At 58.6% G+C, this 15522-nt stretch carries 16 protein-coding genes and 1 pseudogene; 4 read left to right on the forward strand and 13 right to left on the reverse strand.

Going from position 1 to position 15522, the window contains the following annotated elements; genetic code table 11:
- Positions 1-131: 131 nt before the first annotated feature.
- On the forward strand, positions 132-725 hold the full coding sequence (gene cysC / locus VZC39_RS03555) for an adenylyl-sulfate kinase (protein WP_434665750.1): 594 nt from the start codon (positions 132-134) through the stop codon (positions 723-725).
- Positions 726-936: 211 nt separating this feature from the next.
- On the opposite strand, the gene VZC39_RS03560 is transcribed toward cysC, so the two are convergent.
- From VZC39_RS03560 to VZC39_RS03610, 11 genes and pseudogenes are all read right to left on the reverse strand, one after another.
- On the reverse strand, positions 937-1569 hold the full coding sequence (locus VZC39_RS03560; RefSeq protein ID WP_434665752.1) for a hypothetical protein: 633 nt from the start codon (positions 1567-1569) through the stop codon (positions 937-939).
- A 265-nt stretch (positions 1570-1834) separates the two neighbouring features.
- On the reverse strand, positions 1835-2578 hold the full coding sequence (locus VZC39_RS03565; protein ID WP_434665754.1) for a hypothetical protein: 744 nt from the start codon (positions 2576-2578) through the stop codon (positions 1835-1837).
- 777 nt (positions 2579-3355) lie between these two features.
- A pseudogene (locus tag VZC39_RS03570) lies at positions 3356-4969 on the reverse strand (methyl-accepting chemotaxis protein); the annotation flags it as partial.
- Between the two features lie 270 nt (positions 4970-5239).
- A complete protein-coding gene (locus VZC39_RS03575) occupies positions 5240-6091 on the reverse strand; it encodes a TIGR03899 family protein (RefSeq protein ID WP_349921081.1) in 852 nt (283 codons plus the stop codon).
- A gap of 329 nt (positions 6092-6420) precedes the next feature.
- Positions 6421-6891, reverse strand: coding sequence for a DUF3299 domain-containing protein (locus VZC39_RS03580; RefSeq protein WP_434665757.1), 471 nt, complete (start codon positions 6889-6891; stop codon positions 6421-6423).
- A 23-nt stretch (positions 6892-6914) separates the two neighbouring features.
- Positions 6915-8162 (reverse strand): ABC transporter permease, encoded by a 1248-nt coding sequence (locus VZC39_RS03585; RefSeq protein WP_434665759.1) that lies wholly within the window; start codon positions 8160-8162, stop codon positions 6915-6917.
- Between the two features lie 70 nt (positions 8163-8232).
- Positions 8233-8919: an ABC transporter ATP-binding protein gene (locus tag VZC39_RS03590; RefSeq protein WP_434665761.1), complete on the reverse strand. Its 687-nt coding sequence runs from the start codon at positions 8917-8919 to the stop codon at positions 8233-8235.
- 4 nt (positions 8920-8923) lie between these two features.
- Positions 8924-9511: a DUF2796 domain-containing protein gene (locus tag VZC39_RS03595; RefSeq protein ID WP_434665763.1), complete on the reverse strand. Its 588-nt coding sequence runs from the start codon at positions 9509-9511 to the stop codon at positions 8924-8926.
- A gap of 40 nt (positions 9512-9551) precedes the next feature.
- Entirely contained in the window at positions 9552-9842 is a 291-nt protein-coding gene (locus VZC39_RS03600; RefSeq protein ID WP_434665765.1) for a hypothetical protein, read from the reverse strand.
- 43 nt (positions 9843-9885) lie between these two features.
- A complete protein-coding gene (locus tag VZC39_RS03605) occupies positions 9886-10428 on the reverse strand; it encodes a YtfJ family protein (protein ID WP_434665768.1) in 543 nt (180 codons plus the stop codon).
- A gap of 220 nt (positions 10429-10648) precedes the next feature.
- On the reverse strand, positions 10649-11524 hold the full coding sequence (locus tag VZC39_RS03610) for a hypothetical protein (RefSeq protein WP_434665771.1): 876 nt from the start codon (positions 11522-11524) through the stop codon (positions 10649-10651).
- A gap of 140 nt (positions 11525-11664) precedes the next feature.
- Here VZC39_RS03610 and VZC39_RS03615 point away from each other — a divergent pair, with 140 nt between their 5' ends.
- Positions 11665-11997: a hypothetical protein gene (locus VZC39_RS03615; protein ID WP_434665773.1), complete on the forward strand. Its 333-nt coding sequence runs from the start codon at positions 11665-11667 to the stop codon at positions 11995-11997.
- A 27-nt stretch (positions 11998-12024) separates the two neighbouring features.
- Here VZC39_RS03615 and ppa read toward each other — a convergent pair whose 3' ends face one another.
- A complete protein-coding gene (ppa, locus tag VZC39_RS03620; protein ID WP_349921090.1) occupies positions 12025-12555 on the reverse strand; it encodes an inorganic diphosphatase in 531 nt (176 codons plus the stop codon).
- 179 nt (positions 12556-12734) lie between these two features.
- Between ppa and mpl the strand changes: the two genes are divergently transcribed.
- On the forward strand, positions 12735-14102 hold the full coding sequence (gene mpl / locus VZC39_RS03625; RefSeq protein ID WP_434665776.1) for a UDP-N-acetylmuramate:L-alanyl-gamma-D-glutamyl-meso-diaminopimelate ligase: 1368 nt from the start codon (positions 12735-12737) through the stop codon (positions 14100-14102).
- 1 nt (position 14103) lies between these two features.
- On the forward strand, positions 14104-14715 hold the full coding sequence (locus tag VZC39_RS03630) for a flavin prenyltransferase UbiX (protein ID WP_349921092.1): 612 nt from the start codon (positions 14104-14106) through the stop codon (positions 14713-14715).
- 75 nt (positions 14716-14790) lie between these two features.
- Here the strand turns inward: VZC39_RS03630 and VZC39_RS03635 are convergent, their stop codons facing one another.
- Positions 14791-15405, reverse strand: a complete 615-nt coding sequence (locus VZC39_RS03635; RefSeq protein ID WP_434665779.1) for a TetR/AcrR family transcriptional regulator — start codon at positions 15403-15405, stop codon at positions 14791-14793.
- Positions 15406-15522: the final 117 nt, after the last annotated feature.

The following is a 15522-nucleotide window of genomic DNA, read 5'->3' on the forward strand; positions in this document are numbered from 1 at the left end:
CCGGCTTGGGGCATCGGTGGGAAGATAAATAGACGATGGCCCAGTTACCCGTCAGTGGCGGGTAACTGGGCGGGCTCCAGAGAGCCAGAGAGTTTCAGCATTGAGGCGCGAGCGCCGAGCAAGGAGTGTGAATGAGCAATATCGTGTGGCATCAGCATGCCGTCGACAAACAGAGCCGCGCCGCGCAGAAGGGGCAAAAGCCCCTGGTGATCTGGTTTACCGGCCTGTCCGGGGCAGGCAAGTCCACCCTGGCAGGGGCGCTGGAGCAGGCGCTGGCGGCCGAGGGAAAACACACCTATCTGCTGGATGGAGATAACGTGCGCCACGGCCTCTGTGGTGATCTCGGCTTCGACGATGCAGCCCGGCAGGAGAATATCCGTCGGGTTGGGGAAGTAGCGAAACTGATGGTGGATGCGGGCCTCATCGTCCTCACCGCCTTTATCTCGCCGTTCCGCGCCGAGCGGGATCTGGTGAGAAGTCTCTTGGGAGCGGATGAATTTATCGAGGTGTTCGTGGATGCGCCGCTTTCCGTCTGCGAGGAGCGCGACCCCAAGGGGCTCTACAAGAAGGCGCGGGCAGGAGAGATCCGTAACTTCACCGGCATCGACTCCGCCTACGAGGCCCCGGAAAATCCGGAGATCCACCTGCTCAACGCCGACAAATCGGTGGCAGCGCTGGTGGATGAGCTGCTGGCCGCCCTAAGGCTGCGGGGCTTTATTGAATGATGTCGATATTCTCCACCGATCATTGATAGCGAGGGGGCTAGTGCCTCCTCTTAATTGCCTGCCAACAATTCCCCTTATTGCAGTGGCTAACGGCTTAATGGGGGTTATTGTATAGTGCTCAAAGGTTAATTTTCCTCTATCTAAAGCTGCGCTCTGCGGTAAATTTTGAACGCAGCGTAAAATTTGATAATAGCAGGATCTTGTTAGGTGCTTACACCCACTCTGGATTAGAGGCAACTCCTTTGGAAAGCACTGCTAACCAAGGTCGTGCAATAACTTTACCTTCAAGAGAATGTCGATCAACTTCATGCCCAAATATTGCGTCAAACCCTAGTTTCTTTGCTGAAGTGCAGATAAGCTCAATTAAACCACGGGAAGAGTTAAGTTGAATAACCACGCTTGCAGCTTCTTTAGGGAGATCAGACTGCCGTGAAAGATTTACAACCATCTGTTGAAGATGATCCTCCAGCGTAGGATCTGAGAATGTCATTCGTAATACATCACCAGTTTTCCACCCATTATGCCAGAAATCACGCTGTATATTTAGGGTTCTTGATGCTATCTGATGCTGGCTTAGAGACAGCCTAAGATTCTCTGATGCTTCATAGTTAGCTGTGGTGTCCAGTATTTTTGCGTGACTTGATATAGATACCTTGGCAATTTTTTTACCAGCTCCTTTGGCGAAGTCAATATCGCTTGTAAAGAAAATTGCAGTATGAGGAACGAGCAATATTTCTCCCGGCTTGGGTGGCGGAGGTATCATCCATGTGTCAAAATCTTGTTCTGTTCCATGAAACCAGCAAGGTAAATTAAGCTTTTCCTTTAAATTGTCTGAGATTTTCATTGTTCTGCTATTAGTCCATTTATTTAAACAATAACATTTATATTTTTCCTCTGCCACATGGGTAAGAAATTTTTCGGTTATTCGCCAAAAATGAACTCCTTTCTACCACCTAACGCTTTTAACGCATCAAACACATGTTTCGAAGGTATATCCACATACGCTCCTTGAGAAATCTAACGCCCGCAGCAGGCGCGGCGTTGTAGTGAAGGCGAAGCCACAACGAAAAAGCCGTCGCTGTGCCTGCGATTGTTATGTCTTGACAGCCTCATGTTTGACTCTTGAGACATTCGTATACAAACGAGCCGATGACTGAGCCAGTAATACCAAGTGCTAATGCAAACACACTAGATAAAACCAGTGCCGCAATAGGATGTTTTTTTACATGAGTAATTATTCTGTAATATAAATATTTTTTTATGCGCTTTATGTCACTTTGAGTGCTTTCAATATCTGACTTAGATACTCTTTCTTGCTTCAATCGCTCTTGGCACTCATCACATATTTGAGGCTTATGACAAGAAGCTATTAAATCGGTTTTTATGCCATTCATATCAAAGAGGCATCCCCGCGTCTCGTCGTGGGTAAAACTTGCCGCTTCTCCAAAATCAGGAATTCTGTTTCCCGCGCGGCGATACAAAAGTGTATACGCATATAGTAAACGGTAAATGACATTTTCTAGTGGAATATTATAGTGCTCGAGGATATCGCTGACTTGATGAAAGGTAAATACAACTTGATTATTTCCAAGTCTTCTCGAATACCAATCATCCTCAATCGGAACATTTACAATAGCGATCATAAAGTCAGCATTAAATTGATTGGGGAGCTGTTCTTTTAATGCGCTATCTGAAAATTCCCAGTCAAAACCATCAGAGTCACAACGAAGCGAATAATTGTCTATATCCTCGACAACTTCAAAAGTCTTAGATGACCAATTTCTAATTTTTTTAGGCTGGAGCCCTAAAGGTAAGTGCCCTATCGATACCAGCTTGATCTTAACTTTACTCATAAGATTCCTTTAGAGACATAACAGTGATTAGATGGAAGGCGGTACTAACACATTAATACCGCCTTCCATCTAACTCCGCCTATCCCTGATACCGAGCATAAAAAATCATATTTTAAATCAATGTGCTACTTGCCGAACCCCGAAACCAAACGTGTTCGCTTGACTTCCTCTTTTTACGCAACCATTACCACGGTATAGAAAGACAGCGAAGGCATTGGTCATGGCAAGCGCAGGCAACGCTACCGCCCCTGAATTACAGCCTCCAGCTTGCTGCTTGCTATCAGTGGTGTTGCTCTGGCTTGGCTCATGGCTGACTCCGGCGAGAGGTGATCCTGATTGCCATGTTACCGAACGGAGCTGGTTAGGAAAGGGGGAACAGGCGATTTCTCAGCCAAGATCAATAAATTGGGGGGACAACGGGGCTTGCGGCAGGTTGGATAAGAGGGATCTCAAGGCGCGACGCTACCCGCTCAAGGCTCAAGGCTCAAGGCTCAAGGCTCAAGGCCCAACGTCCACAACTCACGGTGTATGGATGGGGGAGTGAGCAAGGCCATTGCCCTGCCGAGGGCCATGCGGTGTAGCCGAGAGGGTCGGCCTGGCAAGGGCGAGCAGGTGGTTGGGACGGGGCGAAAGACCCGCTGCTTCAGTCGACGACTCGAATTTGAAACCCGCTCAGACTCCCATGCACCATCAAAAAGAGGGGCCCGTTTTTATTGTTAGCGCACGGTCTTTATATAGGGTCTGGTTTCCTCCGTGAAGGCTTAGCGGGCGAGCAGGGGGTCGACCACTGGACAGGGGTTCACTGGCGGCATGGGGGGCGGGGCGTTGCTGGAACTGGCGCACCAACCGCTCCAGGTCGTTTAATTGCCGCACCAGTGCTATGACGCCCTGCACCGCGTGCTGGCTGCCCTGACTGGAGTCATCGGCGAGGCGCTTGATGCTGAGCACGCTGCGGTCGATGTCGGCCGTGACCTGGGATTGCTCCTGCACCGCCTGGGCTATTTGGTTGCTGCCAGCGGTCACCTGCAGCAGGCGCTCGCTTATCTGTTGCAGCACGTCGCCGGTGGCAGAGGCCTTGAGGCGGCAGCTGGCGGAGAGCTGCTCCCCTTGCGCCATCGCCTGCTCCGCATCCCCGGCACTGCCCTGCAACAGGCTTATCATCTTCTGGATCTCGCCGGTGGAGGACTGGGTCTTGATGGCCAAGGATCTGATCTCGTCTGCCACCACGGAGAAGCCGCGCCCCGCCTCGCCGGCCCGGGCGGCCTCGATGGCGGCGTTGAGGGCCAGCAGGTTGGTCTGGTTGGCGATGCTGTTGATCACATCCAGGATGCCGTCGATGGCCCGGCACTGGGTGGCGAGGGTGTTGATCACCCCCTTGGAGGTGACCAGCTCGCTGTGCATCCCCTCCACCTCTTCGATGGTCTCCTGCACGCGGAGGTTGCCCTCCTTGAACAGATCCGCGGTCTCGTCCAGCCGATCGGAGGAGGCGGTGGAGCTCTGGGAGACCTCGCGGATGGACTGGGCCATCTCGGTGATGGCGGTGGCGACCTGGTTGGTCTGGGCCTGCTGCTGCTGCAGGTTGTCGGTGATGGTCTCGGCGTTGTGCAAGTCCGTCTGGGCGGAGGTCAGGATCTGCTGGCAGGTCTGCTGGGTACGGGCCAGCACGGCGTTGAACTCGGCCTGGTTCATCTTCATGGCGAGCTCGACGGCGGCGAGCCGATCGACCCGGCCGGTGTAGAGCAACTGCATCAGCGGGTTGTCGAAGCGGTTGCGGGCCAGCTCGCCGAGTTTGCCAAGTCGCCGGGAGAGGGCGTTCACCACCAGCAGGGCTGCGATCAGGGGCAGGGCGGCGAACCCGGCCAGCCAGCCGGATTCATGGCCATAGCCGAGACCCAACAGGGCGATGAGAGCGAGCAGCAGGCAGCCATTGAGTACAAATGTGTGGGAGAAGGCCGGCAGGCGCAGGGCCAGGGGCGCTTTCCCCTCTCTCAAGCCCGCGTAGACCTTCTCGGCCCGCCCCTTGAGCGCCTCGTCCGGCGCGGTGCGCACCGACTGATACTCCACCACCTTGCCGCTCGCATCCTGAATCGGGGTGACGAAGGCGTTGACCCAGTAGTGATCCCCGTTCTTGCAGCGATTCTTCACCGGTCCCATCCAGCTCTTGCCCTCCCGGATATGGCTCCACATATCGGCGAAGGCCTGGGTCGGCATGTCGGGGTGGCGTACCAGGTTGTGGGGGGCGCCCTGCAACTCCGCCAGGGTGAAGCCGGCTATCTGGCAGAACTCCTCGTTGGCAAAGGTGATTCGGCTCTCCAGATCCGTGGTGGAGATGAGATTCTGATGCGCCGGGTAGAGGCGCTCACGCTGGGTAACGGGCTGGTTGACTCTCATGGGGGCGTCCGACAATGGGGATGATGAGTCCCGATCGTTCGGGACTAGTCGTCCCACTGCAAGCCGCGCACCAGAGTGCCAAGGGGCGCTTAAAATGCGTTCGACGTGCGTGTTATTTGCCCAAGGCGCATGGATTGCTGAAAACCGCCAATGCCAGCGTGGCGACTAGCTGAATCGATTCGCTTTTTGGGAGCCGTTTTGGCAATGGCGGTGCCGGTTTCGCAATTTGGAAAGCAACAAAGCGGGAGCCCACTCGGGCTCCCGGCTGATTCAGGCGGGGATGTCCGGTGCGCTGGCGGGGGGCGCAATCTGGGTTTCGATCTGCAGGTGGGTGGAGAGCAGGGTCTTCAAATCCTGCAGGTACTCCTCCAGCGGCGGCTCCTCCAGCAACAGGGCGAGTTCGTTGCCCACCGGGGTGAGGCGGTAGTAGAGCAGGGTGAGGTGGCTCTGGCGCTGGCGCAGCCGCCAGTGCTGGTTGCCGAAGGCGAGCTCCACCCCGTCGGCGGGCAGAGGGCCGGATTCGAGCTCCCCTCGGTGCAGCAGACCGAGATCGAACAGCAGCAGCAATGCGCTGTAGGGCACCCGATATTTGCCGAGGCCCATGCGGGTGACCTTGGCGCGGCTCAGCAGGCTGGCCCCCTTGTGCATGCCGAGCAGCAGGCGTTGCTCGTCGCTCCCCTCGTAGTGGCAGCAAAGCGCGCAGATGCGCTGGAACAGCTGCGCCTCGCGCTGGGTCATCTCCTTGAGGGTGCTGAGGGCGCGGATGGAGAAGCGGCCAGGGGTTGCGACTTCCAGGGCGAAGATCCGCCCCCACAGCTGCTGCATGGGCACCATGCTGATCTCTTCGGCCAGTTGCAGGAAGCGGGTCAGCCAGTCGCTGTCCATCTCGCCGCCGGCGGCCGTCTCCTCGCAGTGACGAGAGGCCATCACCATGATGGATTCCAGATTGCGCTGGCGGGCGGCCTGCTCCGCCAGTTGGCGGAAGGTGGCGCGCTGCTCGAAGGTGCTGTCACTGTTGCGGGTCAGCATGCCGTCGATACCGCGGCTGCGGGCCAGGCGCAGGGTCTGCTCCTGACTGCTTAAAATGGAACTCTCTTTCTTGGGGGGCGGCAGATCGGCCATGCTGGCTCCGTGCTGGCTGAGGGGATTCAGGCTGGTATTGAATGTTACTCCAAGCAGACAAACGAGCAATCCCCAGAACCTATCCACGATCTTACTGTGAGCTCGTGATCAAGGTTCATGTGCTGCTCGCTTAGGTGGGGTAAAGAGTGCTCACGTATATCTATACGTTCCGGTTCCTGCGCAGCTCTTTGCCTTGCTGACGACCTCTCGTTACAGGTCGTGAAAAGATTCTCAAGCGGGGACGGGCTCCCGATGTGCAGGCCGGATAACACAATGGCCTCCCGGGGGAGGCCATGTTGATTGCATATCAAGGCAATAGACGCAGGGGCTTATTCTTCGTAGACGCTGACGTCGGTCGCCTCCATGGAGTAGGAGGCGGTGGCCATCTCATGGCTCGAACTGATCGTGCGCATCTTGCCCTTCACCCAGATGGCGTCCCACAGATCATCCACCGGCGCCCCCTTGGGGTAGCTTACGTAGATCACCTGGTTGGTGGGGGGAGGCGGGACATGGATGCAGGCGCCGAAGTAGGGCACCAGCAGGAAGGCGGTGACCTTCTTGGCATCCCCTTCCAGCGGTACCACGAAGCCCGGGATGCGCAGGTCCTGGTTGTCCAGCTTCTTGTTGACCCCGCCCACCGGTTGCGGCACCGACGCCATGTTGCCATCGTGGCTGACCTGGGGCGGTGGCAGCAGTTTTTCACCCTCTGGAATGAGGATGTCCCAGTCGATTGTCTTGTAATCCACGGCGTGGGCAGGCAAAGCCAATATGCCCAGCAGCACGGTCAGTACTTTCCACATCCTGCTCATTCCCTTTGTCATCGTCATATCCGGATACTCATGCCATCGCTCAGGCTGTAGCGATATGCGCGGGCGGCGGGCAACAAGCCTATCACCATGCCCGCCAGCCACACCAGCCCCAGCAGTTGCCACTCATAGGCACTCGGCAGGCCGATCCCGAGTTGCAGGCCATAGTGGCTGAGCAGCCAGGGGGTGGCAAGCAGTTGCCCGAGGTAGAGGGCCCCGACTCCGAGGGCGATGCCGAGGGTGGTGAGGGCCATGGCCTCCAGCGCCAGCAGCAGGAACAGATGGGAGGGTCCGGCGCCGAGGGAGCGCAGAATGGCGAGCTCGCGGCGCCGCTCGTTGAGCCCCGCCAGCAGGGTAGTCAGCATGCCGATGAGGCCCGCCACGACCACGAAGCCTGCGATGACGGTCAGCGCCGTCTCCATCACGCTCATCATGCCCCACAGCTCCTGCAAGGCGGCCCCCGGCAGGATGGCCATCAGGGGTTCGCCGGTGTAGGTGTTGATGCCCCGTTGCAGCTGGAACGCCAATATGCGGTTGCTCAACCCCACCATAAAGGCGGTGATGGTCTTGGGGGTGAGATCCTGCTCAAGCGCCTGCTCGGCGGTGACATTCTTGCTGTGACGACCGGTGTCCCAGCCGAGGTGAATGGCCTCGATGCCCGCCAACGGCACGTGCACGGTGCGATCGACCGGGGTGCCGGTCGGCGCCAGTATCCCGACCACCTTGAACGGCAGGTTGTCGTGCTGGCTGAAGGAGGTGTTGCCAGCGCCGTGGGCGATGATGATGGACTGATCCAGCTTGTAGCCGAGCTTTTCGGCCACCTGGGCGCCGAGCACCGCCTCGAACGGCGTCTCGAACGGCCGGCCTTCGCGCATCTGCAGCGACTGTTGCTGACCGTACTTCAGGTGAGTGAAGTAGTCCCCGTTGGTGCCGAGCACCCGAAAGCCCTTGTGGGAGTCCCCGAGGGAGAGGGGGATGGTCCAGGCGATGCCGGGACGCTGCTTGATGGCCTGATAGGCATCCCAGCCCACGTTGTTGGTGGGGTTGCCGATGCGAAACACCGAGTAGAGCAGGAGGTTCACCTGGCCGGAGCGGGCGCCGACGATGAGATCCGTGCCCGAGACGGTGTTGGCGAAGCTCTCGCGCGCCTCGGTGCGCACCCGCTCCACCCCGAGCAGCAGGGTGACGCTGATGGCCACGGCCAGCAGGGTGAGCCCGGCGGTGAGGCGGCGGGCCCAGAGGCTTTGCAGGGCGAGTTTCAGCATGGTGACCTCCGCGTCCTGAATGGCTGGCAGTCTGCCTGCGCGGGCGGGCAGAGGTTCTGGTTATCGATCTTCATGCAGCCCTCCGGTTGAGCTGTTGCAGGTTCTCCACCCGGGGGAAGAGGGGCTCGAGATAAGGGTCGTGGCTGACGAAGACGAGGGTCGAGCCCTGCTTGTCGCACTCCTCGAACAGCAACTTGATGAAGGCGGCCCTGTTGTCGGTATCGAGCGCCGAGGTGGGCTCGTCGGCGATGACGAGTGGCGGGGAGCCTATCAACGCCCGGGCGGCGGCGACCCGCTGCTGCTGGCCGATGCTCAAGGCATGGACGGGCCTGTGCAGCGCTTCGTCCGGCAACTGCAATTCCCCGAGCAGGCGGCGAGCTTCCTGCTCTGGCGTGCCCCGCAGACGGGAGCGTTTTTGTGGAGAAAATGTGAGCGCCGTAGTGACATTGTCCAGTACGGATAAAAATGGCAGCAGATTGAACTGCTGGAAGATATAACCCAGATTGGCCGCCCGGAAGTGGTCACGGGCGCGGCCTGAGAGCTGGGCCAAAGGCTGGCCCAGCACCTCCAGGGTGCCGTGGTTGGCGGTCTGGATCCCGGCCAGCAGCCCGAGCAGGGTCGACTTGCCGGAGCCCGAAGGCCCCTTGATGAACACCCGCTCCCCTTGCGCGATGTGCAGGGCGGGCAGATCGAGTACAGCCTCGCCACCTGGCCAGGCGAAGGCCAGATCGCGGATCTCAACCACGGCTTTGTTCATGGGATCACCAGCTCAGTTTGTAGGCGGACGGGGTCAGCTCGGCCGCGGTCTGACCGGTGGGCAAGATGCCCTGCACGCTCAGTTTTTCCAGGCTCGGGTAGACGGTAAAGAGGGTGGCTTCCAGCCCGGTCAGCTTGGCCGGTGTCTGGCAGTTGTAGGTGTACATGGCTCCGAGATCGGCGTGACCATCTTCGTGATGGTGTTCGTCGTGATCGGCGTCAGCCTTGTCATGGTCATGGTCATGGTCATGGTCATGGTCGTGATCATGCTCTTCCTTGGGGGCGTTGATCTCCTGCTGGGCCAGGGTGCAGCCGGCCGCAGGATCCAGTCGGAAGAGGGCATCCGGCTGCTTGAGCTGGGCCATGGCCTTGGCGTATTGCGCCTTTTCGGCGTCGGTCTTGGCGGCATGCTCGAAGCCCACCAGATCGGCGGCAGGGGCCTGCAGCTCGATCATCAGCTGGTTGCCGTCGAGCACCAGGTTGAGGTGGCCGTGACCATGCTCGTGAGCGCCGTGGCCGTGGCTTTCGTGTTCATCGTGGTTGGCTTGTACGCCAAAGGCGGCGACCGCCAGGAACAGGGTGGCTGCTTTCATCGTTAATCCTTTCAAATTCATTGATAAATAATGGAAATATCTAAACGAACGGGAAGGAAGAGGCTGGTGGGGCACGGATGCTGTAATGGGGGACGCCGAGATGGTCGATGGGGGTAAAAGCAGTGGTGAGGGAGGGATAGGCGATAAAGGGAGCGGCCGGAGGCACCAGGGTGGGCGTCAGGGCCAGCTTACCATCCAGGTGGAGGGCGCAGACGAGGCAATGGTGATCATGACCAGGCAGATCCGCTTCCAGCGGGTGCTGCGCCAATACCGGTTGCAACCACAACCAGCCGAGCAACAGCAACCAGATTTTCAGCTTGGAACGAACCATAAGCCCCTATGGAAAGGGCGCCATCAGCGCCCTTTTCTCTGATTCAGAGATGGGACTTGATGAGCCCCATCACCTTGGTGATATCGGTGGCACCGAGCTGGCCATCTTTGGCGAACAGCACCTTGCCTTCTTTATCCAGCAATATGATGGCCGAGCTTTCCGGCGCGAGATCCCAGGCATTGCGGGCCATACCCTTGGCGTCCAGCACCATGGCGGACCAGGGGAACTCTTTCTTGCTGTCTTCGGCGCTGCTCTTCACAAAGCCGGAGGTGCCCCAGATGGCGTCATTGCTGTTGATGATGGTGACGGTCTGGTATTGATCATGGGGCAGCTTGGCGGCCTTGATCGCCTCGATCATGGGGCCGTTGAGCTCCTTGGCGCTGGAACGACCCGCGATGTGCTGGATCAGAAATACCTTGCCAGTCAGCACCTTGCTTTGCCAGGGCTGGTAGCTTATCTCTTTGTCCTTCAACACCAGTTCGCCTCTGTCGGCGATGTTGACCAGGGGAACCTGGGCAGACTCCTTGATGTTGTGGGCCATGACCAGGCTCGGCAGCAGCGCCAGAGTAAGTACGAGATGTTTCATCCGTATGACACTCCTTTGTTATGTTATAACGACTTGTGGTTGAGGGGAAGAGGCACACCACATCCTAAACTGATCGGATCTGTTTAAAAAGTGTTAAATGTTATCGCCTGGCGGAGGGTGCCATCCTTGCCACCCAGAGGCGGCCCGCTGGCAAGCGGTCGCTAGAATCGCATGCAGTCGATAAAAATCAACTGCTTGCAAACTGGTTTGAGCAGTGGCGTCAGTAGAGGGGTTCGCTCACCAGCGGGATCTGGGCCATGGTCATCTGCTGGGCCAGCAGGGGGGAGCCGGTCAGCAGCACGTGACGCTGATTGCCGATCACCACGGTGTCTCCCTTGAGGCCGCTGTCTGCGGTGATGGCGAGCCAGGCAGGGGAGACGCTGCCGATGCTGATGTTGGGGTAGATGATGCTGAGCATGTATTGGGGGGCGAGCTCCGCCAAGAGGCTTGCCATCAGCAGCGCCTTCTCGTCGCTGTCGGCCTTGTTCTCCTGCAGGGCCTGCAGGGGGGGCGCGAAGTGATCCATCTGCTCGGGCGGAGTGGGAATGGCGTTCAACCACTCCTGCAATAGATACACGCTGGTGGCCAGATCCTTGGCGGAGAACTGTTGAGCCAGAGGTTTGAGATCGCCCTTGAACTGATAGAACAGCTGGGAATAGTTGGGCCGCACGCAGGGGAGCTTGATATTGGCCGGATGAATGCAGGGGGAGACTCGCATCTGGTAGAAGGCATCCTCCTGATATTGTTGATAGGCCTGCCAGAACTGGGTCGATTCCTGGCTGTTGTCGTGCAGGGTGAAGGCCTGCTCCAGATTGCGAAACTTGGTGGCGGTTTCCGGGCTGCTCTGATTGATCTGGTTGATGCTGCTGTAGAGGCGCGGGCTGATATAGGAGTAGAGCGTCTCCAGGGGATAGTTGAGGGAGGCATCGAGTTGGGTCATCTCGTGGCGACTGGCGGAGAGAATGCGTTCGTCCGTGCTCAGTTGCAGGTGTTTTTGCTGGCCATCGGCGGAGAGCCATTGCCAGCTGAAATTGACCTCCTGCGCGCAAGAGGTGCCCACCATCAGACTCCACAGCAGAGCTTGTGCCAGTTTCATGAGGATGCTTCCTGCGCCGGTTGATATTAAACAACTAGGTGAGAGCGCGGGATTTGGATTGCTCCAATGAGGCTTTAGTTGGTAATTAATTGATAAAGCTTTAAATTTAATTTCGAAAATATTCGATTTGGAGGACGACCATGAGAGCTGGCGCCATATTCCTGCTGTTGTTAACCACCCTGCCGGCGGCGGCGGGCCAGGTGATCGTCAATCAGGGGCTCTCTCCGGCGGATACCTTCGCCCTGCGGGACAGGCTGGCACGTGAACACGAGTGGCAGGAGTGGTTGCGTTTCCAGCAGGCGGTCAAGTGGCTGGAGGTGCTGCCGGTAAACTGCGATCTGGTGGGCAGTGCGGGTGGGGAGTATCGCTGCGGCGATGACTACTATCGCCCCTATCGCGACAACGGCCGCGACATCTATATCCAGGGGGATCCGCCGGGCAGGCAGCCAAGGAGCAACAAAAAGGCGCCATAAGGCGCCTTTTTTGCACGAGGACGCGGCTTATTTGGCAGCGTAACGCTCGGCGGAAGTCAGAATCTCGGCTTCGGCGGCGGCCTTGTCGCCCCAGCCTTCCACCTTGACCCACTTGCCCGCTTCCAGCTCTTTGTAGCGCTCGAAGAAGTGCTGGATCTGGGCTTTCAGCAGCTCGGGCAGATCGTTCACATCCTTGATGTGATCGTATTGCTTGGTCAGCTTGGAGTGCGGCACGGCCACGATCTTGGCATCTTCGCCAGACTCGTCGGTCATCTTCAGCACGCCGACCGGGCGGCAGCGAATGACGGAGCCGGCCAGCAGCGGGTAGGGAGTCGGCACCAGCACGTCGACGGGATCCCCATCCAGGGACAGGGTGGCGTTCACATAACCGTAGTTGCACGGGTAGAACATCGGGGTGGACATGAAGCGATCCACGAAGATGGCACCGCTGTCCTTGTCGACTTCGTATTTGATCGGGTCGGCATTCTGCGGGATTTCGATGATGACGTAGATGTCGTCGGGCAGGCTCTTGCCAGCCGGTACCAGATTCAGGCTCATGACATTTCCTTTAGCATGTTGGAGTCGAGTTTGCAGGCCGACATTATAGCGATGTCCCGTCAAATGACCATATTTCGCGGCCATTGCGACAGCCTTGGTACCACGGCGGCAGCTTGGGTCTGCCAAATTCCGGCGACCTTGGTAGAATGCCCACTCCCTTCATTGGACAAGGCAGTGGTATGCACATTCATATTCTCGGGATCTGCGGCACCTTCATGGGTGGTCTGGCGGTGTTGGCAAAGCAGCTTGGCTATCGGGTGACCGGCTCCGATGCCAATGTCTACCCCCCCATGAGTACCCAGCTCGAGCAGCAGGGGATCGAGTTGACCGAAGGCTATGACCCGTCCCAGCTCAGCCCTGCGCCGGATCTGGTGGTGGTAGGCAACGCCATGAGCCGTGGCAACCCTTGCGTGGAATATGTGCTGGATCGCAATCTGCCTTATATCTCTGGCCCCCAGTGGCTGCTCGAACATGTGTTGAAGGATCGCTGGGTGCTGGCCGTGGCGGGCACTCATGGCAAGACCACCACCGCCAGCATGCTGGCCTGGGTGCTGGAATACGCCAAGCTGGAGCCCGGTTTTCTCATCGGTGGCGTGCCGGGCAACTTCCCGGTCTCCGCGCGCCTGGGCGCGGCCCCCTTCTTCGTCATCGAGGCGGACGAGTATGACTGCGCCTTCTTCGACAAACGCTCCAAGTTCGTCCACTACCACCCGCGCACCCTGATCATGAACAACCTGGAGTTCGATCACGCGGACATTTTCCCGGATCTCGCCGCCATCCAGCGCCAGTTCCACCACTTGATGCGCACCGTGCCGCGCAATGGCCGGGTGCTGTTCCCGCAGGCGGATCACAACCTCGGTGCCGTGCGCGAGATGGGCTGCTGGAGCGAAGTGGAGCTGGTGGGTCAGGACGACGCCAAGTGGAAGGCGGTCAAGCTGGCGGACGACGGCTCGGTGTTCGAGGTGTGGCTGGATGGCGTCAAGCAGGGCGAGGTGCACTGGGAGTGCATCGGCGAGCACAACGTCAACAACGGCCTGATGGCCATCGCTGCCGCCCGCCATGCCGGTGTCATGGTGGAGCACGGCATTGCTGCCCTGTGCCAGTTCAAATCCCCGAAACGGCGAATGGAGCTCAAAGGGGAGGTGGCCGGTGTCAGCGTCTACGACGACTTCGCCCACCATCCGACCGCTATCGAGACCACCCTCGGCGGCCTGCGCGCCAAGGTGGGCAAGGCCCGCATCCTGGCGGTGCTGGAGCCGCGCTCCAACACCATGAAGCTCGGGGTGCACAAGGCCGAGCTGGCCGCCTGCTTCGACGATGCCGATGAGGTGTTCTTCTTCCAGCCGCCGAACATCGGCTGGGATCTCGGCGAGGTGACGGCTCACATGCGTCGTCCGGCCCGGGTGTTTGGGGAGCTGGATACCCTGATTGCCCAGCTGGTGGCCGAGAGCCGTCTGGGGGATCATATTCTGATCATGAGCAACGGCGGTTTTGGCGGCATCCATGACAAGCTGCTTGGCCGCCTCCACCAGAAGATCGCGGGTTAACATGGATAAACAGATCACTTTGGCGCTGACGGGGGCTTCCGGCGCCCCATATGCGCTGCGTTTGCTCGAGTGCCTGGTGCAAGCCGATTACAAGGTCTATCTGCTGGCCTCCTCGGCGGCCCGGGTGGTACTCAAGACCGAACAGCAGGTGGATTGGCCCGGCAGCCCCAAGGAACTCTCGACCTATCTATGCCGCGAATATGGGGCAAAAGAGGGGCAGATTGTGGCCTGTGGCAAGGAGGAGTGGTTCTCGCCGGTGGCCTCGGGCTCGGCGGCGCCGAGGCAGATGGTGGTCTGTCCCTGCTCCATGGGCACTGTCTCGGCCATCGCCAATGGCACCTCGGACAACCTGCTGGAGCGGGCGGCGGACGTGGTGATCAAGGAGCGCGGTCAGCTCATCCTGGTGCCGCGGGAGAGCCCGTTTTCTGCCATCCATCTGGAGAACATGCTGAAACTGGCACGACTCGGGGTGACCATCATGCCGGCGGCGCCCGGTTTCTACCACGAGCCCAAGCGTATCGAGGATCTGGTGGACTTCATGGTGGCGCGAGTCCTGGATCATCTCGGCATCGAGCAGGCACTGACCCAACGCTGGGGCTACGCCAAGCCTTGATCTGAGCCAGGACAGGCAAACAAAAGCGGCGCCGGACTCGATGTCCGGCGCCGCTTTTTTCATGGGTGAGGCGGTTTAGGCGGCCTGAAGGGGGGCCGTCACATATTTGAACAGGAAATCAGTCACCTCTTCCCGGGACGGGCGCTGGGGCTGATTGATCATCTGCATCATGACGTAGCCAAACCCGGTCAGGGAGCGGGCCAGATCCTGCGCCGACAGCACGCTCTGGATCTCGCCACTGTCCATGGCAGCCTGCAGGTGGGGCGCGATGCGCTCCAATGCCTTGTCCAGCAGACGGGTGTAACGGGGCCAGACCTCTTCGCGGACCGACGAACTCCATTCCAGCCAGATGCTGGCATGGTCCGGGCTGTCATAAGCCGCATCGACAAAGAGTTTGACGTGGCGGTGGATGCTGTCCTTGACCGGCCCCTGACCGGTATAAGCCTGCTCGAGGATTTGTTGCACAAAACGCTCGATCTCTGCCAGGACTTCATCGACCAGATCTTCACGGGTGTTGAAGTAGTTGAATACGGTCGCAACCGATACCTTGGCCTGTTCCGCGATCTCGGCATGACCCGCACGGCCGATGCCGCGACGGGAAAATACCTCGATGGCACATTCCATCAATTGATCACGACGAGCCTCCGGCGAGAGCCGGGTTCGACGTCTTATTTCTGCGCGTGGTTCCATAGTTTTTTCATCTAATAGTTATTGATTATGGTGTTTATAGTATTGTCACCGATAATGCCGAAAGGCTTGCTAACTCTATCAATTAAAATAAGCCGATAAAAGCATCACGTATGCCTG

Source organism: Aeromonas sp. NJAU223 (assembly GCF_051125555.1).
Taxonomy (GTDB): domain Bacteria; phylum Pseudomonadota; class Gammaproteobacteria; order Enterobacterales; family Aeromonadaceae; genus Aeromonas; species Aeromonas veronii_G.

Coding starts and splice junctions, on each gene's coding strand:
- cysC (WP_434665750.1), top strand. CDS start 132: ATGAGCAATATCGTGTGGCATCAGCATGCCGTCGACAAACAGAGCCGC.
- VZC39_RS03560 (WP_434665752.1), bottom strand. CDS start 1,569: ATGAAAATCTCAGACAATTTAAAGGAAAAGCTTAATTTACCTTGCTGG.
- VZC39_RS03565 (WP_434665754.1), bottom strand. CDS start 2,578: ATGAGTAAAGTTAAGATCAAGCTGGTATCGATAGGGCACTTACCTTTA.
- VZC39_RS03575 (WP_349921081.1), bottom strand. CDS start 6,091: ATGGCCGATCTGCCGCCCCCCAAGAAAGAGAGTTCCATTTTAAGCAGT.
- VZC39_RS03580 (WP_434665757.1), bottom strand. CDS start 6,891: ATGTGGAAAGTACTGACCGTGCTGCTGGGCATATTGGCTTTGCCTGCC.
- VZC39_RS03585 (WP_434665759.1), bottom strand. CDS start 8,162: ATGCTGAAACTCGCCCTGCAAAGCCTCTGGGCCCGCCGCCTCACCGCC.
- VZC39_RS03590 (WP_434665761.1), bottom strand. CDS start 8,919: ATGAACAAAGCCGTGGTTGAGATCCGCGATCTGGCCTTCGCCTGGCCA.
- VZC39_RS03595 (WP_434665763.1), bottom strand. CDS start 9,511: ATGAAAGCAGCCACCCTGTTCCTGGCGGTCGCCGCCTTTGGCGTACAA.
- VZC39_RS03600 (WP_434665765.1), bottom strand. CDS start 9,842: ATGGTTCGTTCCAAGCTGAAAATCTGGTTGCTGTTGCTCGGCTGGTTG.
- VZC39_RS03605 (WP_434665768.1), bottom strand. CDS start 10,428: ATGAAACATCTCGTACTTACTCTGGCGCTGCTGCCGAGCCTGGTCATG.
- VZC39_RS03610 (WP_434665771.1), bottom strand. CDS start 11,524: ATGAAACTGGCACAAGCTCTGCTGTGGAGTCTGATGGTGGGCACCTCT.
- VZC39_RS03615 (WP_434665773.1), top strand. CDS start 11,665: ATGAGAGCTGGCGCCATATTCCTGCTGTTGTTAACCACCCTGCCGGCG.
- ppa (WP_349921090.1), bottom strand. CDS start 12,555: ATGAGCCTGAATCTGGTACCGGCTGGCAAGAGCCTGCCCGACGACATC.
- mpl (WP_434665776.1), top strand. CDS start 12,735: ATGCACATTCATATTCTCGGGATCTGCGGCACCTTCATGGGTGGTCTG.
- VZC39_RS03630 (WP_349921092.1), top strand. CDS start 14,104: ATGGATAAACAGATCACTTTGGCGCTGACGGGGGCTTCCGGCGCCCCA.
- VZC39_RS03635 (WP_434665779.1), bottom strand. CDS start 15,405: ATGGAACCACGCGCAGAAATAAGACGTCGAACCCGGCTCTCGCCGGAG.